General features: G+C 59.9%; 23 protein-coding genes and 3 pseudogenes. 16 read left to right on the plus strand and 10 right to left on the minus strand.

The genetic code is table 11. The annotated features are described in order from the left end of the window. The first annotated feature begins 43 nt into the window (after positions 1 to 43). A complete protein-coding gene (locus QA644_RS12040) occupies positions 44 to 847 on the plus strand; it encodes an aminoglycoside phosphotransferase family protein (protein ID WP_074069017.1) in 804 nt (267 codons plus the stop codon). Between the two features lie 127 nt (positions 848 to 974). Here the strand turns inward: QA644_RS12040 and QA644_RS12045 are convergent, their stop codons facing one another. Together QA644_RS12045 and QA644_RS12050 are read right to left on the minus strand one after the other, a co-directional pair. Next, on the minus strand, positions 975 to 1,259 hold the full coding sequence (locus QA644_RS12045) for a DUF2188 domain-containing protein (RefSeq protein WP_022714246.1): 285 nt from the start codon (positions 1,257 to 1,259) through the stop codon (positions 975 to 977). Between the two features lie 224 nt (positions 1,260 to 1,483). Next, a pseudogene (locus QA644_RS12050) lies at positions 1,484 to 1,588 on the minus strand (PIN domain nuclease); the annotation flags it as partial. Between the two features lie 31 nt (positions 1,589 to 1,619). Between QA644_RS12050 and QA644_RS12055 the strand changes: the two are divergent. After that, a complete protein-coding gene (locus QA644_RS12055; RefSeq protein WP_283068641.1) occupies positions 1,620 to 1,874 on the plus strand; it encodes a hypothetical protein in 255 nt (84 codons plus the stop codon). Between the two features lie 54 nt (positions 1,875 to 1,928). Here QA644_RS12055 and QA644_RS12060 read toward each other — a convergent pair whose 3' ends face one another. After that, positions 1,929 to 3,131, minus strand: a complete 1,203-nt coding sequence (locus QA644_RS12060) for a pyridoxal phosphate-dependent aminotransferase (RefSeq protein ID WP_283068643.1) — start codon at positions 3,129 to 3,131, stop codon at positions 1,929 to 1,931. Positions 3,132 to 3,483: 352 nt separating this feature from the next. On the opposite strand from QA644_RS12060, the gene QA644_RS12065 reads away from it, so the two are divergent. The 3 genes from QA644_RS12065 (at position 3,484) to QA644_RS12075 (ending at position 5,428) form a co-directional block, all read left to right on the plus strand. Continuing rightward, positions 3,484 to 3,855 (plus strand): hypothetical protein, encoded by a 372-nt coding sequence (locus tag QA644_RS12065; protein WP_283072457.1) that lies wholly within the window; start codon positions 3,484 to 3,486, stop codon positions 3,853 to 3,855. Then, positions 3,855 to 4,217 carry a hypothetical protein gene (locus tag QA644_RS12070; RefSeq protein WP_283068645.1) on the plus strand — a complete coding sequence of 121 codons (363 nt, stop codon included), beginning with the start codon at positions 3,855 to 3,857 and terminating at the stop codon, positions 4,215 to 4,217. Before QA644_RS12065 ends, QA644_RS12070 begins: the two co-directional genes overlap by 1 nt. 62 nt (positions 4,218 to 4,279) lie before the next feature. Further along, positions 4,280 to 5,428, plus strand: a complete 1,149-nt coding sequence (locus QA644_RS12075; protein WP_283068646.1) for a PQQ-dependent sugar dehydrogenase — start codon at positions 4,280 to 4,282, stop codon at positions 5,426 to 5,428. Between the two features lie 5 nt (positions 5,429 to 5,433). Here QA644_RS12075 and QA644_RS12080 read toward each other — a convergent pair. Further along, a pseudogene (locus QA644_RS12080) lies at positions 5,434 to 5,856 on the minus strand (DUF3052 domain-containing protein); the annotation flags it as partial. A gap of 104 nt (positions 5,857 to 5,960) precedes the next feature. On the opposite strand from QA644_RS12080, the pseudogene QA644_RS12085 reads away from it, so the two are divergent. From QA644_RS12085 to QA644_RS12095, 3 genes and pseudogenes are all read left to right on the plus strand, one after another. Further along, a pseudogene (locus QA644_RS12085) lies at positions 5,961 to 6,818 on the plus strand (DMT family transporter); the annotation flags it as partial. 512 nt (positions 6,819 to 7,330) lie between these two features. Beyond that, positions 7,331 to 7,546, plus strand: coding sequence for a cold-shock protein (locus QA644_RS12090; RefSeq protein WP_007534130.1), 216 nt, complete (start codon positions 7,331 to 7,333; stop codon positions 7,544 to 7,546). A gap of 145 nt (positions 7,547 to 7,691) precedes the next feature. Beyond that, positions 7,692 to 8,105 (plus strand): BA14K family protein, encoded by a 414-nt coding sequence (locus QA644_RS12095; protein WP_039846847.1) that lies wholly within the window; start codon positions 7,692 to 7,694, stop codon positions 8,103 to 8,105. Between the two features lie 69 nt (positions 8,106 to 8,174). On the opposite strand, the gene QA644_RS12100 is transcribed toward QA644_RS12095, so the two are convergent. After that, positions 8,175 to 8,819 carry an MBL fold metallo-hydrolase gene (locus QA644_RS12100; RefSeq protein ID WP_239598058.1) on the minus strand — a complete coding sequence of 215 codons (645 nt, stop codon included), beginning with the start codon at positions 8,817 to 8,819 and terminating at the stop codon, positions 8,175 to 8,177. Between the two features lie 276 nt (positions 8,820 to 9,095). On the opposite strand from QA644_RS12100, the gene QA644_RS12105 reads away from it, so the two are divergent. Then, positions 9,096 to 9,713: a DUF1236 domain-containing protein gene (locus QA644_RS12105; protein WP_074069026.1), complete on the plus strand. Its 618-nt coding sequence runs from the start codon at positions 9,096 to 9,098 to the stop codon at positions 9,711 to 9,713. Positions 9,714 to 9,990: 277 nt separating this feature from the next. Here QA644_RS12105 and QA644_RS12110 read toward each other — a convergent pair whose 3' ends face one another. Then, entirely contained in the window at positions 9,991 to 10,884 is an 894-nt protein-coding gene (locus QA644_RS12110; protein WP_283068660.1) for a branched-chain amino acid aminotransferase, read from the minus strand. Positions 10,885 to 11,180: 296 nt separating this feature from the next. Between QA644_RS12110 and QA644_RS12115 the strand changes: the two genes are divergently transcribed. Genes QA644_RS12115 through QA644_RS12130 form a run of 4 tightly spaced genes read left to right on the plus strand, consistent with a single transcriptional unit; the run spans position 11,181 to position 14,317 of the window. Next, a complete protein-coding gene (locus QA644_RS12115; RefSeq protein WP_051154449.1) occupies positions 11,181 to 11,624 on the plus strand; it encodes a MarR family transcriptional regulator in 444 nt (147 codons plus the stop codon). Further along, complete coding sequence (locus QA644_RS12120) at positions 11,625 to 12,323, plus strand: response regulator transcription factor (RefSeq protein ID WP_022714235.1); 699 nt, start codon at positions 11,625 to 11,627, stop codon at positions 12,321 to 12,323. Positions 12,324 to 12,351: 28 nt separating this feature from the next. Beyond that, on the plus strand, positions 12,352 to 13,728 hold the full coding sequence (locus tag QA644_RS12125; protein ID WP_194727567.1) for an ATP-binding protein: 1,377 nt from the start codon (positions 12,352 to 12,354) through the stop codon (positions 13,726 to 13,728). Positions 13,729 to 13,735: 7 nt separating this feature from the next. Then, positions 13,736 to 14,317 (plus strand): DUF1349 domain-containing protein, encoded by a 582-nt coding sequence (locus tag QA644_RS12130; RefSeq protein ID WP_283068663.1) that lies wholly within the window; start codon positions 13,736 to 13,738, stop codon positions 14,315 to 14,317. Positions 14,318 to 14,695: 378 nt separating this feature from the next. On the opposite strand, the gene QA644_RS12135 is transcribed toward QA644_RS12130, so the two are convergent. The 4 genes from QA644_RS12135 to QA644_RS12150 all read right to left on the minus strand — a co-directional run bounded on the left by QA644_RS12135 (position 14,696) and on the right by QA644_RS12150 (position 17,023). Next, positions 14,696 to 15,037, minus strand: a complete 342-nt coding sequence (locus QA644_RS12135; protein ID WP_022714231.1) for a tRNA-binding protein — start codon at positions 15,035 to 15,037, stop codon at positions 14,696 to 14,698. 9 nt (positions 15,038 to 15,046) lie between these two features. Continuing rightward, complete coding sequence (gene proC / locus QA644_RS12140) at positions 15,047 to 15,865, minus strand: pyrroline-5-carboxylate reductase (RefSeq protein WP_283068666.1); 819 nt, start codon at positions 15,863 to 15,865, stop codon at positions 15,047 to 15,049. A gap of 1 nt (position 15,866) precedes the next feature. After that, positions 15,867 to 16,367, minus strand: coding sequence for a YbjN domain-containing protein (locus QA644_RS12145; RefSeq protein ID WP_022714229.1), 501 nt, complete (start codon positions 16,365 to 16,367; stop codon positions 15,867 to 15,869). A gap of 395 nt (positions 16,368 to 16,762) precedes the next feature. Continuing rightward, positions 16,763 to 17,023 carry an accessory factor UbiK family protein gene (locus tag QA644_RS12150; RefSeq protein WP_022714228.1) on the minus strand — a complete coding sequence of 87 codons (261 nt, stop codon included), beginning with the start codon at positions 17,021 to 17,023 and terminating at the stop codon, positions 16,763 to 16,765. Between the two features lie 193 nt (positions 17,024 to 17,216). Between QA644_RS12150 and lgt the strand changes: the two genes are divergently transcribed. The 3 genes from lgt to pgeF all read left to right on the plus strand — a co-directional run bounded on the left by lgt (position 17,217) and on the right by pgeF (position 20,081). Continuing rightward, positions 17,217 to 18,065 (plus strand): prolipoprotein diacylglyceryl transferase, encoded by an 849-nt coding sequence (lgt, locus tag QA644_RS12155; protein ID WP_283068670.1) that lies wholly within the window; start codon positions 17,217 to 17,219, stop codon positions 18,063 to 18,065. 21 nt (positions 18,066 to 18,086) lie between these two features. Further along, positions 18,087 to 19,187, plus strand: coding sequence for a class I SAM-dependent methyltransferase (locus QA644_RS12160; RefSeq protein WP_283068671.1), 1,101 nt, complete (start codon positions 18,087 to 18,089; stop codon positions 19,185 to 19,187). A 99-nt stretch (positions 19,188 to 19,286) separates the two neighbouring features. Next, positions 19,287 to 20,081 carry a peptidoglycan editing factor PgeF gene (gene pgeF, locus QA644_RS12165; protein ID WP_239598044.1) on the plus strand — a complete coding sequence of 265 codons (795 nt, stop codon included), beginning with the start codon at positions 19,287 to 19,289 and terminating at the stop codon, positions 20,079 to 20,081. Positions 20,082 to 20,083 lie beyond the last annotated feature (2 nt).

A 20,083-nucleotide genomic window follows, 5' to 3' on the forward strand; every position in this document is an offset into this window, starting at 1 on the left:
TGCGCGGGATTTCTTTTTCAACTCCTGCCGTTAGAATGCGGCCATGTTCGAATCCCATCTCGACCGCTGGTCGCTGGCGCCCGACGGCGAACCGATCATCACCCATTCCAGTCACCTCCTGCCCGTCCTTTGGAACGGCAAACCGGCAATGCTCAAGAAGTCTCGTGACGAGGCCGAAAGGGCCGGCGGTGCGTTGATGCACTGGTGGGACGGCGCCGGTGCCGCCAAGGTCTATGCTCATGATGACGAAGCTGTTCTGCTCGAACGGGCGACGGGCGGTCGCTCGCTGCTGAAGATGGCGATGGATGGCGAAGACGATGAGGCAAGCCGGATCATCTGCCGCACCGTCGAAAGACTGCACGCACCGCGGCAAAAGCCCCTGCCCGGCCTCATTCCGCTGCGCCGCTGGTTCCGGGAACTGGCGCCTGCAGCGAGAGCTTATGGCGGCATTCTTCCCGAATGCGGTGCTATCGCCGAGGCGCTGCTTTGCGATCCGCGCGATCCGGTCGTGCTGCACGGCGACATTCACCACAGCAACATTCTCGATTTCGAAGAGGACGGGTGGCTTGCGATCGACCCAAAGGGCCTGATCGGCGAACGCGGCTTCGACTATGCCAATACTTTCGCCAATGAAGACCTTCCGGCCATCAGCGTGCCGGGGCGCCTCCAGCGCCAGCTCCGGATCGTTTGTGCCGAAACCGGCATGGAGCCCAGACGCCTGCTACAATGGATTGCTGCCTATTCCGGCCTGTCGGCGGCTTGGTTCCTCGGCGACAATATGAATACGTCGGCAGAGAGCCCGCTTGCCGTCGCGCGCATCGCTCTGGCGGAGTTGCGGCAAGCCTAGCGGCTTCCTTCAATAAAGGTCAGAGGATGGTTTCTTCATGCGGCAGATCGTGCCACGCGCAAGAGCCTGCGCTTGAATGCCGCGGAAAAGCGGCTTCATCAACATGGTCGTCGAACGGGCGCTCGGCTCAGGCACGCGGAGAGACATCGGCGGAACCGCCACCCTTCCATTTGGTATCGACGACTTCCGTCTCCGGCCGGTCGCCGCCTTCGGCATATTCCTCATGCCATTTGCCTTTCTCGTCCTGCCAGCTGATCTCGGCGGAATCGCCGCCGACCTGCTGTTCGGCCGCGACGATGCGGGCTGCCTCCAGCGCTTCGGCATGCGACGGGAATGCTTCGGAATAGACTTCTCCCAGCCGGTAGGCCCAGCCGCCGTCATGGGGAACGACCTCGTAAACCACCTTGATCATGCACCTCTCCTCTTTTCTCGTTACCCGATCTGTCGACAATCAGCCGAAGGTCGCCGGACTGCATCCGGTTCCATCGCGCGCGGCAAGGCGAGAATTACGAGGCACGCCGCGATTGCTTCCGGCTGACCAATATCGGCAGTATTCCATTAAATGCACAAGACTGCAAATTCGCCCCGCAGTCGCACTGCCTGATGGGGAAGATCATCGGCTGTCGAAGAACCGAATCAGAATTTCAGGGCCGGCGGATAACCTGCCAGAGCCCGGTCGGTCGTCACAAGCTGCAGTCCTTCGACTTGCCATTGGGCGAGCAGAAGGCGGTCGAAGGGATCGCCTCTGGCAGGGGATCATCGAAGTCGTCGGATGAACATCTCCGCCCTCGTCATGCCCCTTGTAGGCTTCGGCCGGATCAAGGCTCACCGCCGCGCGTCTTATGCGGCCACCGCCGCGCGTCTTATGCGGGACGAGATCGAAGACCGGACGGTCGTTTCGCGTTACGACAATCGTGTTACCTTCCTCGACCTCACGGGCAAGCTCAGTCTGGCCGTTCTCGGGATTGCGGATCGAGGTTTGCATCCATCAAATGCACGCGCAGCCACACCGTCAACGATCGAATGAAAAGGGAAAGGCCCGCCATCGCTGACGGGCCTTTCTTCAATTCTGCCAACTGCCTTACTTGCAGGCGGCGCAGAAGCGCTGGATGCGCTTGCAGGCTTCCTCGAGCAGAGCTTCCGAGGTCGCATAGGAAATGCGGAAGTTCGGGCCGAGGCCGAAGGCCGAGCCGTGCACGACGGCGACGCCTTCACTTTCGAGCAGCTCAGAAACGAAATCTTCGTCGGTCTCGATGGCCTTGCCCGAAGGCGCGGTTTTGCCGATCAGGCCGGCGCAGGACGGGTAGACGTAGAAGGCGCCCTCCGGTGACGGGCAGGAGATGCCTTTGGCCTGGTTCAGCATGGAAACCACCAGATCGCGGCGGCCTTCGAAGATCTTCTTGTTCGCCGTGATGAAATCCTGCGTCCCGTTCAGCGCCTCGACGGCGGCCCACTGGGCAATCGACGTCGCACCCGAGGTCTGCTGCCCCTGGACCATGTCCATCGCCTTGATGAGCTCAACCGGGCCGGCCGCGTAGCCGATGCGCCAGCCGGTCATCGCATAGGCCTTGGAGACCCCGTTCATCGTCAGCGTGCGATCGTAGAGCTTCGGCTCGACTTCGACCGGCGTGACGAACTTGAAGTCGCCATAGGTCAGGTGCTCGTACATGTCGTCGGTCAGCACCCAGACATGCGGATGCTTGAGCAGCACGTCGGTCAGAGCCTTGAGTTCGGCATGCGTATAGGCGGCGCCTGACGGGTTCGACGGCGAGTTGAAGACGAACCACTTGGTCTTCGGCGTGATCGCCTTGTCGAGATCGGCTGCCTGGAGCTTGAAGTTGTTTTCCTGCGTGGTCGAGACGATTGCAGGTGTGCCGCCGCAAAGCGCCACCATCTCCGGGTAGGACACCCAGTAGGGAGCCGGAATGACGACTTCATCGCCCGGATTCAGCGTCGCCATGAAGGCGTTGAACAGGATCTGCTTGCCGCCGGTGCCGACGATCGTCTGCTCCCAGGAATATTCCAGGCCGTTCTCGCGCTTGAACTTCGCGGCGATCGCCTTGCGCAGTTCCGGGATGCCGGAAACCGGCGTGTACTTCGTCTCGCCGCGATTGATCGCGTCGATGGCGGCCTTCTTGATATTGTCCGGCGTATCGAAGTCCGGCTCGCCGGCGCCGAGGCCGATCACATCGCGCCCCTTTGCTTTCAGCTCACGCGCTTTCTGGGAGACGGCGATGGTGGCTGAAGGCTTCACACGGGAAAGAGCATCGGCAAGAAAGGCCATGATATCGGTCCTATACGGTTGAAACGGGCAGAAGGCCGGGACCGGAGTTCTGCGGTTAGCTCTATGTCCAATGTGCGGCGGCATTTCAAGCGCAAAGGCGTGATGGTGCCAATGATTCTTATTGATCAATTGCCGGGCGCGGCGGCCGAAGTATGAATCACTTTGCGAAGAACTTGAATCATTCTCTGAAGAGATGCGGATTTCATCCCTGGAATCAAAAACTTCGCCGGATTCGGCCTTCGCCATGATTATGCCGCAACAAATGACACGGCATGCCGCAATTCGGTCGCGAGCCTGCCGGGATCTAAGCCTCATCTTTAGCGCTCCGTAATTGGTTGTTGAGGGTATGCCAATGGTTCTGGAGGACGAGCGAGCCGCAGCGCGGCTTCGCGCCCGCCGGGTTTCGCTTTCTTTTTTGATTGCAGCAGGCGTTGTCGCCGCTTCGACGATGATGGCATTCGGGTTCATTTCGAACGCTCGCGCCGAAGGGATGCCGCAGTTGCCGAAGACCGAGCAAACAACCGGCTCCGTCGCCGCGCCGGTGCCGGCAGCAACCGAAGCGATCGCTCGGCCTGCGGCTTCGGCGAAGCCGCCGCGGACGACGCACGCCGACGGGCAGATCATGCGCGGGCTGACCATGCTGCTTTTCGCCCTGACCGCTGCGGGCGCACTTGCAGTATGGCGCCGCCGTATCAAGCGCCTAATAACCACGAGGACCCGGTAATGATGTCAAGTCCCCGCAACGGAAACCGGCATCAGGATGCGCACGGGTTCGAACCGCTTCCCTCCTACCTCGAACTGGCCATGGCGACCGCGGCAGCCGCAGCCCATGATGGGCCGAAGCAGCGTGAGAAAGGCTTCCTTTTCTCGCGCTTTTCGACGGTCGAGCGGATGATTGCGCTCGGCATTGCCGGGCTTGCCCTTTATGGTATCGCGCTGATGAGCGACGGCTTCTACATCAAGGGAAAGGCTGCCGTCGCGCAGGTCCTGCTGCAGCGCGCCTTCGCGGGACCCGAGCTGGTGGACACGACGCCGACCGCCTCCATTCAACCTCAAAACACAAAGCCGTTATCCGCGCCGCAATAAGGTTGAAGCGCCCTGCCCTCCGCTCCACGTTGAAAGCGGATGAAAGCGACGGGAAACGTCACATGACTATCGCCAGAACATTCGCCGCTTCGCTGCTTTTCGGCGCGCCGGTCTTCGCACCCGGCTTTGCCGCGGCGGCAGACAGGGTCGAGACCGAAAAGGTCGCAGTCAGCGTCGAAACCCTGGCGGAAGGGCTGGAGCATCCCTGGGCTGTGGAAGTGCTGCCTGACGGCGCCTATCTGGTGACCGAACGGCCTGGGCGGATGCGGATCGTCAAGGACGGCACGCTTTCAGATCCGATCGGAGGCGTGCCGGACGTCCGCGCCCGTGGCCAGGGCGGTTTGATGGACGTGGCACTTGCGCCGGATTTTGCGACGAGCCGCACGATCTATTTCACGGCATCGACCGCCAATCGAAGAGGCTCGGGAACCGAAGCCTTCAGCGCCACGCTTGCCACCGATGGCAGCAAACTCGAGAACGTGAAGACGATCTTCACGATGAAGCAGTTCACCGGCGGCAGTATCCAATACGGATCGCGCATTGCCATCGCGGGCGACGGTAGTCTCTTTATCAGCATCGGCGACCGCGGCAACCGCAATCGCTCGCAGGACTGGAAGGATGATGCCGGCTCGATCGTGCATATCAATGCCGATGGCAGCATCCCTGCGGACAACCCGTTCAAGGACAGCGGAAAGGCGCTGCCGGAAGTTTGGTCGAAAGGCCATCGCAACCCGCAGGGCATCACCTTCGACATTGCCGACGGCAAACTCTACACCGTCGAGCACGGCGCGCGCGGCGGCGACGAAATCAATGTCATTGAACCCGGCAAGAACTACGGCTGGCCGATCATCAGCTATGGACGCAATTACTCCGGTTCAAAGATCGGCGAAGGCACGGCCAAGAAAGGACTGGAACAGCCGCTGCATTATTGGGATCCGTCGATCGCGCCAGGCGCGCTCGCGATCTATCGCGGCAAAATGTTTCCGGAGTGGGACGGCGACTTCCTTGTCGCAGCGCTCAAATTTCAACTGCTCTCCCGCATGCAGCGCGATAAAAACGGTACCTTCGTTGAAGGGGAGCAGATTTTCGAGGGTGATTACGGCCGCCTGCGGGATGTTATCGTTGCACCGGACGGTGCGCTCTTGATAGTCACGGACGAGGCCGATGGCGCACTGCTGCGTGTCTCGCGCTCCGACCGCCAGAACGGATAGGCACTGCGCAGTTCCTTGCGGATCACGAATTTCAGGCCGGACCAGACGGCATCGACGGAACAGACCTTGACGTCCACGAGACCGTTCGGAAGCAGGATTTCCCGCAGCACACCCTCAGTTATCGTCGTCGGCAGGCGTGCTACCTTCTTCGGCCAGGATATCCAAAGCATGCCGTCAGGCTTCAAGGCCCTCAAAAGGTGACCCGCCATGCCTTCCAGGGCAACTCGCTTGGCTTCGAAGACATGTATGTAGTCAAAACATGTGCCGTCTTCGGGCAGCGCATCATCAACGCGCGAGAAGCCGGCAAAGCCGCGGATCTCGCCGAACGTGTCGGGCACGCCGATCAGCAAGGCCGCCTGCCCGTCCCTCAGGCCGAGCTTTTTGGCAAGCGGAGTTCCGGAGTAACCGGCGGTCATTCTTTCGGCCATGCACGCAATCTCGGCACTCGGAACGAGCCCTTCTTCGCCCTTGCCGAAACGAAATGCAACTGGGAACCGTCCGCGATACAGCCTGCCCCACATCGAGGACTGATATGACGCGCGTCCAGGCGAACCTCCTTCTATTGCTTGCTGCCGCCATCTGGGGCGGCGGCTTCGTCGCGCAGTCGACGGCCATGAAGGCAATCGGTCCGTTCTGGTTCATAGGATTGCGTTTTGCAGTCGCGGCCGTCGCCGTCCTGCCTTTTCTCTTCCTTGAACTGCGCAAGACCAGTGTCAAGACGACACGCCGCCATCTGGGGCGTTATATCTTGATCGGCCTTGCCCTTTTCGGCGGCGCTTCGACGCAACAGATCGGGCTTCAGACGACGACCGTGACGAACTCCAGCTTCATCACCGGGCTCTATGTTGTCTTCGTGCCGCTGATCGCAGTCGCCTTCCTGCGCCGACCGCCGCACTGGATCATCTGGCCGGCTGCCATCATGGCCGTCGCCGGTATCTACTTGCTGTCCGGCGGGCATCTTTCCGCGCTGACCACGGGCGACGGCCTGACAGTCGTCTGTGCCGCGTTCTGGGCGATACAGATCACGCTCGCCGGCACGACGGTGTCCGAGACGGGAAGGCCGCTTGCGTTGTCGGCAGCCCAATTCGCCGTGACGGCGGTCGCCGCGCTCTCCGTGGCCGCAATTTTCGAGCCTATCAGCATGGAGGCGATCTTGGGCGCGGCACCGGAGATCCTCTATGTCGGCGTCTTCTCTTCGGGCGTCGCTTTCGTGCTGCAGGTGATCGGTCAGCGCGACACCACGCCGTCGCAAGCCGCCATCTTCCTCTCCTCCGAAGCGCTCTTCGGCTCGGCACTCGGCGCCCTGCTGCTTGGAGAGACGATGCCGCCGCTCGGCTATGTAGGCTGTGCGCTGATGTTTATCGCTATGCTTGTGGTCGAATTGGTACCGGAAGTCGGAAAGAGGCGCAGCCACCCTGAGGTATGGCTTTTTCCGGGTTGGACGGCAATTCTGGAAAAAAATTTAGCGCGCCGTTCAGGACGCGCTATCATTGCATTTTTGGGAAAAACTGCTCTCAACTTATATTGCAAGCAATACAAAACCTTAATCATACGTGGACTGCGAGCGAAATTTTGCGTTTTGACGCAAATAGGATAGCCGACCTGAATGTGCTTTCGATAACACGTTAAAAAACTTTTGCTTGCCAATTCCCCTTAATCGCAGCAATCTCACGGCGTTCGGGCATTTTGCGAGCATGGGAAGTCCTTAAGTATGTGCGCGCCGGAAACGCTAATATTCCGGTCAGCCGGTCTCGCCAAGATGGGGAATAATCCCGTCATGAGACAGGCCGAGGTAGAGGGGACCTTTTTCTCGAATTTCAAGAATTGCCTGCCAACGCCCCGCAAGGGACATAGTTGATGCTGCCCGTGTGGATGGCGGGCAGAGAGAAAAGGACCTGACGCATGGCCGAGACTGGCACTGTAAAATTCTTCAATACCGACAAAGGCTTCGGATTCATCAAGCCGGATAAGGGTGGCGCCGACATCTTTGTTCACATTTCTGCCGTTCAGGCTTCCGGGCTTGCCGGCCTGACGGAAAATCAGAAGGTCAGCTTCGACACGGAGCCGGATCGTCGCGGCAAGGGCCCCAAGGCCGTCAATCTGCAGATTGCGGGCTGAGGCCTCCACAAGGCCGTCGAATTCGAGTTGAGGCCCGGCAGCTATGCCGGGTTTTGTCGTTCAGCGTCCGTTCAGATACCGCCACTATGTTGTCATCATCACGGTGCAGGAACCGCTCACGGGGTTCCAAGAACAGGATATGATCATGAACAGGCTCGCCAAGACATTTCTTCTGACCGCCACTGCCGCAGCCCTCACCCTTTCTGTAATCGGCGAAGCATCCGCCCGTGACCGCTGGCATCGCCATCACAATGGCGACGCAGCGCTTGTCGGCGGCGCCGTCGGTCTCGCAACCGGCCTGATCGTTGGCTCGGCCATCGCCAATCAGCCGCGCTATTATGAAGAGCCGCGCTATATCGATCCGCCCTATGAGCCGGAATATGAAGCCGTGCCGGTTTACCGCGCACCGCCGCGTTACTACGCCCCTGTCCGCGCTGATATCGAGCCCTGGACGCCGCAGTGGGAGCGCTACTGCTCTTACCGCTACCGCAGCTTCGATCCGAGAAGCGGTACCTTCGTCGGCAACGACGGCCGCGAGCACTTCTGCACCGCAGGCTGATCCGCGGACCATTTTAAACGCAAAGCGCCGCTTATCGGGCGGCGCTTTTGTTTTGGTCGTCTGTCGAGATCAGATACCCCTGAGGAACGGGTTGCCGCGTCGTTCGTCGCCGATGCGGCTGCCAGGGCCATGCCCGCAGATGAAGCCGACATCATCTCCGAGAGGCAGCACCTTGTCACGGATCGAACCCAGCAGCTGCTGGTGATTGCCACCCGGCAGATCGGTTCGGCCGATCGAGCCGTTGAAGAGCACGTCGCCGAGATGGGCGAAGTTCTGGGCGCGATTGAAATAGATGACATGGCCGGGCGCGTGGCCGGGCGTGTGATAGACTTCAAACTCGTGGCTACCGAAGGAAATCCTGTCGCCATCCTTCAGCCAGCGGTCCGGCACGACGTTTTGAAGACCGGTAATGCCGTATTGTTGCGCCTGCATCTCGATCCGTTCCAGCAATGGCCGATCGTCCTCGTGCGGACCGACGATTTCAACGCCGAGCGCTTCCTTCAGTTCTTTCGCGCCACCCGCGTGGTCGAGATGCCCGTGCGTCAGCCAGATCTGCTTGATGGTCAGGCTGTTCTCCTTAAGCGCTTTGAGAATGACCGGCACATCGCCGCCCGGATCGACGACTACGCCCTCCTTCGTGTCCGGATCGAAGAGAACCGTGCAGTTCTGCTGGAAGGGTGTCACCGGAATGATGCCGGCCTGGAGCATGCCCATGATATGCCTCGCTTGTCTCTGCCTGCTTCCGATATAGCCGGAAAGGTCATCAAAGCCAGCCGCTTTTTGGCGGGCATCGCCCTTGCCTCACGCCTTCAAGACGCATCGTAACAACAGTTCATCGCTTCTGAAATGTCCGGGCTCTGTCCAGCTTTATTATTAAATTTCAATTCGTTGCGATTTTCCGATGAATCCAGATTTCAGCCCGCGCGGTCAAGCGGCGGAACTAGATGGTGAACGAAGCGTTTCACTCCAGCTAAAGCAAGGAGAAAAAGAATGACCTTCACGAGAAATCTTTTCCTGGCAGGTGCCGTGCTCGCCGCGAGCGCTGGCTTTGCCCATGCGGAAATGAGCGCGACGGCCATCAACGACCTCAACGTGCGGTCCGGGCCTGGCCCGCAATATCCCTCGGTCGGCGTCGCAACGCGCGGCTCTGCGGCCATCTTGGATGGTTGCATTCAAGGCAGCCGCTGGTGCCGCGTCGATGTTAACGGCATGCGCGGCTGGGTCTATGCTGAATACCTGCAGGTCGAGCACCAAGGCAACGCGATGATCGTCGAAGAGAACGAGGCCGTTCTTGGCGTCCCGTCTGTGACTTATGAGTCGACCGCAACCGTCGTGCCCGCCGATCCGCAGCCCGCGCCCGGCGATGAACTGCTTGGCCCTGTCGGCTCCGTGGAAGCGATAACGCCACCGGAGACGGTCCGCACCTATATCGAAACCACGCCGACTCAGACGGTTCAGTTGGGCGGCGATGTCGTCGTGGGTGCCGAGGTTCCGGATACCGTGACCTTCCAGGAGATTCCCGACTACCAATACCGCTATGTGCGCATCAATGACCGGCCCGTGCTGGTCGATCCCGGCACCCGCCGCATCGTCTATGTCTATCAATAGGCGTGCGGAATGAGGCGGTCGTTGGACCGCCTCATTCCGTTAGAGTTTCCCGCAGCTTTCTGCCGCACCGAACCGCGCGCATGGGTTGCTTTCGGCGCGGTGATCCGCATTGATCGCCCCGGGAGGAAATCATGGAAGAACGCTTCCGTTCATCACGCAACTGATTGCCGGTGCACGGTGGCATCCTCGACCGTGGTCGGAATGATAATGGCGCGGGCGCGGCAAAACCAAAGTCCGGTGCGCGGAAGGCGCGACCGGGCTTTGTACGATGGAGACCTTACTCGGCCGCGATAGACGCCGCCGGATAAACTTCCTTCATGTAGTCGTTCATCAGCGTCTCGGAGATCGTCGCCGGCGTGAATTTATAAGGTCCGATCTCGGAGACCGGCGTCACTTCCGCAGCAGAGCCCGTCAAGAAGCATTCGCTGAAGCCCGAAAGCTCTTCTGGCTGGATTGCCCGCTCGACGACCGGATAGCCGCGGCGCTTGGCGACTTCGATCACCGTCTGGCGCGTAATGCCGTTAAGGAAGCAGTCGGGAAGCGGCGTATGGATGACGCCGTCCTTGACGAAGAAGATGTTGGCGCCCGTCGCTTCGGCGACCTGGCCGCGGTAATCGAGCATCATCGCATCTGCATAGCCCTTGGCCTCCGCGGCATGCTTGGAGATGGTGCAGATCATGTAGAGGCCGGCGGCCTTCGACGAAGACGGCGCCGTCTTCGGGTCGGGGCGGCGATATTCGGCGATATCGAGGCGGATGCCCTTAAGCTTTTCGGCGGGATTGAAGTAGCTGCCCCACTGCCAGATGGCGATCGCAACATTGATGCGGTTCGACTGCGCCGAAATCCCCATCATTTCGCTACCGCGCCAGGCGATCGGGCGCACATAGGCCTCGGAAAAACCTTGGCGCTTCAGCAGTTCGATAGTTGCCGCATCGAGTTCCTCGACCGAGTAAGGCACCTTGAATCCAAGGATTTCAGCGGAGTTGTGAAGACGCTGATTATGCTCCGTCAGCTTAAAAACGCGGCCGCCATAGGCGCGCTCACCTTCGAAGACCGCGCTGGCATAATGCAGACCATGCGTCAGCACATGAACCTTCGCGTCCTTCCACGGCACGAATTCGCCGTTGAACCAGATTTCGCCATCCAGCTGGTCGAAGGGAACTGAAGCCATTCTCTTATCCTCCGGCGCCCGCACGCCATGCCTGTTGATTGTTGCCCATATTACGTTTTATCCACTACGCAGTGGGGAAAAATATGCGTTGTATGGGGAGGAAAGACGGGCCGGTTTCGAACGAACGTCCCGCCTCCGCAAAGTCCGGGGAAGCTAACAGCGGCGTAAAATTGTGTCAACAAAGCTGACATATCTTTGCTAAAGTTTCCCGGGGCCTGCAGAACGAGAAAGGAAATGACGTGGCGGCACGACAGACCAGCTCGAGAGTAGCCAAAGGCGAACCATTGGCCGCACCGATGGAAAACACCGGCATCATCGATTTCGAGATCATCGAGCTCTTCTTTTTCGCCTATCGCGATTTCGTCTCTGATCCGGATGCGATCCTGGAAAAGAGCGGGTTCGGCCGGGCTCATCATCGGGTAGTGCATTTCGTTAACCGTGAACCGGGCATGACCGTTGCCGATCTTTTGGATACATTGAAGATTACCAAACAGAGCCTCGCTCGAGTGCTCAAACAACTGATCGATTCGGGGTATATTCGTCAGGTTGCTGGGCCTGAAGACCGGCGCCAGCGTAAGCTTTATCCGACTAAGACCGGGCGCGAACTCGCGCTCGCTCTGGCGGAGCCGCAATCGCGCCGCATTGAGAGAGCATTCGACGGTGCCGCTCCGGACGTGCGCGAAAGCGTAAAGGCATTTCTGAGGGGTATGAGGGACAGGCAAACAACGAAAGCGGATTGAATGGCGGGGAAGACAATCATTTCTGATGACGCGGCGCATCTGCTGGTGGTCGATGACGACACCCGAATCCGCGCTCTTTTGAACCGTTACCTGACGGAGAACGGCTTCCGGGTGACCGTGGCTGCGGATGGTGCCGAGGCGCAACGCAAGCTCGCCGGGCTCGACTTCGATCTCATCATCATGGATGTGATGATGCCGGGAGAATCCGGCATCGACGTGACGCGCGGCCTGCGCGCCATTAAGAACGTGCCGATCATCATGCTCACAGCGCTTGCGGAATCCGACAATCGCATTGCGGGCCTTGAAGCCGGCGCCGACGATTATCTCTCGAAGCCTTTCGATCCGCGCGAACTGGTGCTGCGCGTCAATAATATCCTGCGCCGCAACGCCTCGGACGCGCCGAAGATCGAGCAGATCATGTTCGGCCCATACACTTTCTCGCTCACCCGAAAGGAATTGAAGAAGGCGACGGAGGTGATCCGCCTCACCGACCGCGAGCAGGAAATCATGCTGCTTTTTGCCAAGCGCGCCGGCGACACCATTCCGCGGCACGAGCTCATCGGCAACGACGTCGACGTCGGCGAGCGCACGATCGACGTGCAGATCAATCGCCTCCGCCGCAAGATCGAGGACGACCCTGCAAATCCTGTCTGGCTCCAGACGGTTCGTGGTATAGGATACAGGCTGAGCATCGATTGATGGCCTCAACGTCAGGATCGCGATAGTGATGGTAACTTTCGACTCCCTGCGCCGCGAAGAACGATCGCCAGCCTCTGGATGGAAAGGATTAGGCCGCTGGCTGCGCCGCCACCTGCCGACCGGTCTCTACGTCCGTTCGCTGCTGATCATCATCATTCCCATGGTGCTGCTGCAGTCCGTCGTCGCCGCGGTCTTCATGGAGCGTCACTGGCAGATGGTGACGCAACGCCTGTCGATGGCCGTCACCCGCGATATTGCGGCGATCATCCAGATCATCGAAACCTATCCGCAGGATACGGACTACAGCGAGGCCACGCGCATCGCCCGCGAGCAGTTGAACCTGCAGATTTCGATCGAGCCTGACGGAGATCTGCCGCCGCCGCGCGAAAAGCCGTTCTTCTCCATCCTCGACGGCATCCTGAGCGATGAGATCAGCGACCAGATCAAACGACCCTTCTGGATCGACACGGTGGGAGACTCGAGCCTCGTCGAGATCCGTATAAAGCTGGACGACAAGATTCTGCGCGTTTTGACCAAGCGCAACCAGACCTATGCGTCGAACACGCACATTTTCATCGTCTGGATGGTCGGCGCTTCTCTCGTGCTCATCGGCGTGTCGATCATCTTTCTGCGCGGTCAGATTCGGCCGATCCTGACGCTCGCGCAAGCCGCCGAAAGCTTCGGCAAGGGACACAAACACGATGACTTCTATCCGCGCGGCGCCGACGAGGTCAGGCGCGCGGGTCTTGCCTTCATCCTGATGCGCGAACGCATCGAACGGCAGATCGAACAGCGAACCGCAATGCTGACCGGCGTCAGTCACGACCTACGCACGGTGCTCACGCGCTTCAAGCTGCAGCTTGCCCTTGCCGGCAATAGCCCGGAACTGCAAGGACTGAATGACGACGTCAACGACATGCAGTCGATGCTCGAAGCCTACATGGCCTTTGCGCGCAGCGAGATCGAGGAGGATGTCGGAGAACTAAAGCTTACCGAACTGCTCGGAAAGATCGCAACGGACTTTGCTCTGCACGAAAAGCACCTCACCTATTCGATCGAAGGCGAAGACAAGATCTCGGTCCGGCCGAACGCATTTACGCGCCTGGTGACCAACCTCGCATCCAACGCCCGCCGCTATGCGAATACGCTGAACATCGAAGCGAAGCACGGCGCAAAATGGCTGACGCTGAATTTCGACGACGATGGCCCCGGCATTCCCGAAAAGAACCGCGAGGATGTCTTCAAGCCCTTCTTCCGTCTGGATGAAGCACGCAATCTGGACGATTCCGGCACCGGGCTCGGCCTTGCGATCGCGCGCGATATCGCCCGTAGCCATGGCGGCAATGTCACGCTCGGCGACAGCCCGCTCGGCGGTCTCCGCGCCACCATCCGCATCCCCGCGTGAGTTCCAGATGGCAATCGACCGGAAAGAAATGACCTGGCTCAATCCTCCGCCCTTGGCGGAGCTTCACGAGGGTGCATTGCACGTCCGATCGGGCGACAAGACGGACTTCTGGCAAGGTACCTATTACGGGTTCCACCGTGATGACGGCCATTTTCTCTATCACCGGCGCAAGGGCGACTTCACGGCAGAAGTGACATTTTCCGGACGCTATCAAGAGCTGTACGACCAGGCCGGCCTGATGGTCCGAGCAGATTCAGCGCACTGGATGAAATGCGGAATCGAATATACCGACGGCGCAAAACACTTCAGCACCGTCGTGACCAATAGCAATTCCGACTGGTCGGCCTTTCGCATCGAGCACGAATTCGAGCTGCTCTTCCTTCGCGTGACCCGCAACAAGGACGCTATTTTCATTCAGCACCGGACCGACCGGATCAGCGAATGGCGCATGGCGCGCCTTGCCTGGTTCGATCCGTCGATTGAGGAGGTTATGGTCGGCCCGGCATTCTGCTCGCCGCAGCGCTCTGGCTTCGAAGCCATCTTTCATGATTTCACACTGACCGATCCGGTCTCGCGCGACATTCACTGATCACATCAGCACGATACGTTTTTTTACATCTTCCCGCCCTAAAAAACGGGGATTTTCAGGAGCGGCTCAGGCCGCCCTTTCGCGTTCTCGGGAGACGGGTTTAACCGCCTTCGATGGCCGTGTTCCGGCTGCTAGGATGTTGACCACCGCGTTGACGTCGGCATGGTCTGCGTGTCCGCAGGAGAGGCAAAGGACCTTTGGGATGACCGACGCCATCCAAAAGCCCGCCGTTTTCGATTGCTGCAACGACATCTTCAAAGCATATTCGGCGACCGGGCGAGCCTTCAGCTGATTGTTTTTCTCAACGCTCCAAGTCGCTTTGATCATGCCCGTATTGTATCGATAACGTCTGGCATGCCAATTGAACCGAAACTCGGATTACATCAACTTCCTGCCGTTCGGCACCGGCTTGTCGGTTGCAGCAAGAACGATCGCACCCGCTTCGTCTTCGAAGCCGAGCGTCAGCACTTCCGAGCGGAACGGTCCGATCTGGCGCGGCGGGAAATTCACCACCCCGAGAACCTGGCGGCCGACGAGGTTTTCCAGCGTGTAGTGAACAGTGATCTGCGCCGAGGATTTCTTGACGCCGATTTCCGGACCGAAATCGATCAGCAGCTTGACGGCCGGCTTTCGGGCTTCCGGAAAGGGTTGGGCCTCAATGATCGTACCGGCACGAATGTCCACACGCTCGAAATCGGCGTAGGTGATTTCTTCAGCCATAGCGCATCCTCAACCGGCAAGCTCTTCGGCACGCGCGCGCGCAGCCGCAAGAGCCTCGTCGAACAACGGCTGCATGCCCTCTTCTGCCATAAGCACTGAAAGGGCCGCGGCCGTCGTGCCGCCCGGCGAGGTTACGTTCTGGCGAAGCTTCGAGGCGTCGTCGGGGGACTGGTGTAGGAGTTCACCAGCCCCCGCGACAGTTTCCCGTGCAAGGCGCATGGCAAGGTCCGCCGGCAGGCCAAGTTTACGGCCTGCTTCTGCCATACACTCGACGAGATAGAACACATAGGCCGGGCCGCTGCCTGACAATGCCGTCACGGCATCGATATCCGATTCGGCCGAAACCCACTCGACAGGACCCGAGACGCGAAGAAGCGAATGAACGCGATCGCGCTGCCGGGCGCTGACGCGCGGATTGGCGAAGGCGCCGGTGACACCGCGGCCGATCATGGCGGGCGTATTTGGCATGGCGCGGACCATGGCGGCTTCGCCGAGATGCTTTTCGAGGAACGCCAGCGTCTTGCCGGCAGCCACCGAAACGACCACCGTCTTGGATCCGACGGCGCTTTTCACCGGTGGCAGGACTGTTTCCATCACCTGCGGCTTCACTGCGAGGAAAATGACATCCGCTTTGAGGCCGGCGGGAACGGTTGAGGCATGCGTCGCGCCCGCATCGCCGATGATCTTCATCATCGCGGGCGACGGACCCGGATCGACCACGACAACGGAGGATCCCGGCACTCCGCTCTTCAACCAGCCGGAGAGCATCGCACCGCCCATATTGCCGGCGCCGACGAGAACGACTGTATCGGAAGACGATGGTGACATTTTACGCTTCGCCGACCGTTTCGAAGAGGACCGCTTCCATGGCCTTGGCAGCATCCAGGCCGGACCAGATGACGAACTGGAACGCCTGATAATAAGCTTCGCAGGTATCGAGCGCGCTGGAAAGCAAAACTTCCACCTGACGGTTGGTTGGCTCGGCACCGCCCGCCAGAAGCAGCGACTGCCGGAAGATGATCACGTCTTCCTGCCGCCACAGATCGAAATGACCCATCAGAACCTGCCCGTTGATCGCCGCCAAAAGCTTGGTGACCTCGTTGACGCGAGCTTCTGGAACCTTGATATCGAACGCGCAGCCGAGATGCAGCGCCTCGAATTCCTCCATCCAGGAGAAGGAAACGTGGTAATCGGCCCACTTCCCCTCGACCGTCATTGCGATCTCGTCCTCGCCCGACCGCTCAAACGACCAGTCGTTATTGGCGGCGACGTACTCGATCATGTCGACCGGGTTCGACTGACGCTCGAATTCCAATTCCATAAGGCTCATGCAGCACCTTCTTGACCGGAATGAATGCGACTGAACTTGGGTTTACGAACACAAGAAAAGACACACGCAAATACCGGAACCACCACTCGGATGTTCGTTGAACCGCTGCCAGACCTAACGCAGTGAACCTGCCCGGAGCTTACCAATGTCCGCTTCGAATCATCATTTAAAATCAGTGTATAACGCCCCCGGTGACAAGCCAGCCCCTCTCCGGTCATTTCCGGAAAGGCACTGTGGACAGCCGTTCGGAATTTGATTTCAGAAGGAGGTTGTAAACGACTCTGCGTATTGGCTTTTTTGGCAGTGTCCACAGGTGGAAAACGACACCTGATTTTTTTGTCGATGAGGCGGCGTGCCGCTTAAGCGCCACACCGTACCCTGTGCCTGAATGGGATTTACTTCGTTTTTGCAGCTAGCTTTGCTTCGAGCGCGGCGACTCGGGCAAGCAGCGCTTCGTTCTCGTCGCGCGCCTTGATCGCCATTTCGCGGACGGCCTCGAATTCCTCGCGCTTGACCACATCCATGGTGTTCAGCCAGCGTTCGGCCTGAGCGTTGAAGGCAGTCTCGATTTCCTTGCGCACACCCTGGGCAGCGCCCGCTGCATCCGTCATCAGCTTGGCGAATTCGTCCATGATGCGGTTTGTTCCACTGGTCATGGCGGTTTTTCTCCTTCCCACCACATGATTTTGATGGGCCTGAAGCCCTAAGGAATGAGGTAGGGCTTTGCTGTTAAGGATGCAAGCGCTTTGCTCTGGATAAGCCGCTTCGGGCATTGCTCTGCCTCACAATCGACTTGACCGCTTCGTATCGCAACGCCATGTTCCGCGCACATCAACGGGTGGAAAAACCTTGCCGACTGCAGCCAATCTTCTTTCGATCATGCCCTTTCCGGATATCGATCCGATCGCCTTTTCGATCGGCCCTCTGGCTGTTCACTGGTACGGTCTCGCCTATGTCGCAGGCATCATGCTCGGATGGCTCTATGCCCGGCAGATCGCCGGCAATGATGCGCTTTGGCCGGGCAATGCCTCGCCGATCACCAAGGCGCAGATCGACGACTTCATCGTCTGGGCAGCCCTCGGCATCGTTCTCGGCGGTCGCATCGGCTACATCTTTTTCTACGATCTGCCGGCCGTGATCGAGAGCCCGTTCCGTGCCATCGAGATCTGGAATGGCGGCATGTCCTTCCACGGCGGAACCATCGGCACGACGATCGCCATGATCCTCTTTGCGCGCAAGAACGGCATTCCGGTCTGGAGCCTTTTCGACATCGTCGCTACCGTGGTGCCGATCGGCCTATTCTTCGGCCGCATTGCAAACTTCGTCAACGGCGAGCTTTGGGGGCGACTTACGGATGTGCCCTGGGCAGTCGTTTTCCCGACCGGCGGGCCTTTTGCGCGGCATCCGAGCCAGCTCTATGAAGCAGGCCTCGAAGGCATCGTGCTGCTGCTTTCGCTTGCTCTTATCGTCTACGGTTTCCGGGCGCTGAAATCACCGGGGCTTGTTACCGGTCTCTTCGTCTGCGGCTACGCGCTGTCACGCATATTTGTCGAGTTGTTCCGCGAGCCGGATGCGCAGCTTGGTTACCTGCTCGGCACGAACTGGCTGACCATGGGCATGGTCCTTTCCTTCCCGATGGTCCTGCTCGGCATCTGGGCGATGGCGCGTGCCCGCCGCCAAGCCGCTTTGCAGCATTGAGCCCGTCAGGACGGTACGATCATGACGACCGCACTCGGTGAAAAGATAAAGTCGATCATTCAGGCGAACGGGCCGATCAGCGTCACGGATTATTTTTCGCTCTGCCTCGCTGATCCGGAATACGGCTACTATCGCACCCGCGAGCCCTTCGGCCGGTCCGGCGATTTTGTCACTGCGCCCGAAGTCAGCCAGCTCTTCGGCGAAATGATCGGGGTCTTCGTCGTGCATGCCTGGCAGCGCCATGGCGCGCCGGCAGGCGTGCGCTTCGTTGAAATCGGCCCCGGTCGCGGGACGATGATGGCCGACATGCTGCGCGTCATCGAGCGTCTCGCCGCGCCGCTTTTCGAGAATATGACGGTTCATCTCGTCGAAACGAGCGAGCGCCTGCGCGGTATCCAGCAGCAGACGCTTGACGCACATGAGGGCAAGATCAGCTGGCATGCCGATTTCGAGGAAGTGCCGCCGGGCTTCACGCTGATTGCGGCAAACGAGCTATTCGACGCCATACCAATCCGCCAATTCATCAAGACGCCGACCGGCTTTCGTGAGCGCATGGTTGGCCTCGATATCGATGGCGAGCTGACATTCGCCGCCGGGATCGCCGGCATCGATCCGGCACTGCTGCCTGAAAAACCGCAGGCCGCGCCGGCCGGCACGCTCTTCGAGATTTCGCCGGCCCGGCAGGCTGTGATGATGACGATCTGCGATCGCCTGAAGGCTTTCGGCGGCACGGCGCTGGCGATCGATTACGGCCATCTCGTCACCGGCTTCGGCGATACGCTACAGGCCGTGCGCATGCACGAGTTCGATCCGCCGCTTGCCCATCCCGGCGAAGCGGACCTGACGAGCCATGTGGATTTCGAAGACCTTGCGAAGACCGCTGTCGGCGCCGGGCTGCATCTCAACGGCGCGTTGCACCAGGGGGATTTCCTGATCGGCCTCGGCATTCTCGAGCGCGCCGCCGCTCTCGGCCGTGATCGTGAACCGCGCACCCAGCAGATCATCCAGAGCGCGGTGGACCGGCTGGCCGGCTCCGGCGAGGGCCGGATGGGCGAGCTTTTCAAGGCGATGGCCGTCTCCTATCCGGCCGTCGATCTCATGCCGTTCCGCCCGGTGGATTGACAGGATGCGCGGCCCTGGGCCAACATCCGGCGCAATCAAGAATGCTTCGCCGGGCGGGCCGGCGGACAATGTCGCCGTTCAAACACCCCGGAATCACTGATGCAAGACGCGGCCTCTCCCGCACCGATCGAAAGCGCGCTGTTGAACGAAGCGGCCGGCGAAGCGATCCGCCACGGCTATTTCACACGGGCGGGCGGCGTCTCGGAAGGGCTCTATCGCGGCCTGAATGTCGGGCTTGGCTCGAACGACGACCGCGCAAAGGTGATGGAGAACCGCCGTCGCGTTGCCGCCTGGTTCAGCCAGCCCTTGGAAAGGCTCGCGACAGTTCATCAGGTTCATTCGCCAGATGCGGTCACCGTCGACAGCAGCTATGACGGTACGCGCCCCGAAGCCGATGCGCTGGTCACGGCAACGCCTGGCATCGTCCTCGGCATTCTTGCTGCGGACTGCGGCCCGATCCTGTTCGCCGACCCGGAAAACCGGGTGATCGGCGCCGCACATGCCGGATGGAAAGGCGCACTGACCGGCGTCCTGGAAAACACCGTTGCAGCGATGGAAAGACTTGGAGCGAAGCGCCGGACCATCATCGCCTGCCTCGGCCCCTCGATCAGCCAGAAAAGCTATGAGGTCGGCCCGGAATTCGTCGAGCGCTTCGTCACACAGGATTCGTCTTACGAGCGCTATTTCATTCCTTCGAAGAAGTCGGGCCATGCGATGTTCGACCTTCCGGCGCTGACCATCGACCGGCTGCTGAAGGCGGGTGTGCGTGCCGAAAGCCTTGGCATTTGCACCTATCCGGACAGCGAGCGCTTTTTCTCGTACCGGCGCACCACACATAATAAGGAGCCGGACTACGGCCGCCAGATTTCAGCGATCAGCATCAGGGAGATTTGACC

Source organism: Rhizobium sp. CC1099 (assembly GCF_029714385.1).
Taxonomy (GTDB): Bacteria; Pseudomonadota; Alphaproteobacteria; order Rhizobiales; family Rhizobiaceae; genus Rhizobium.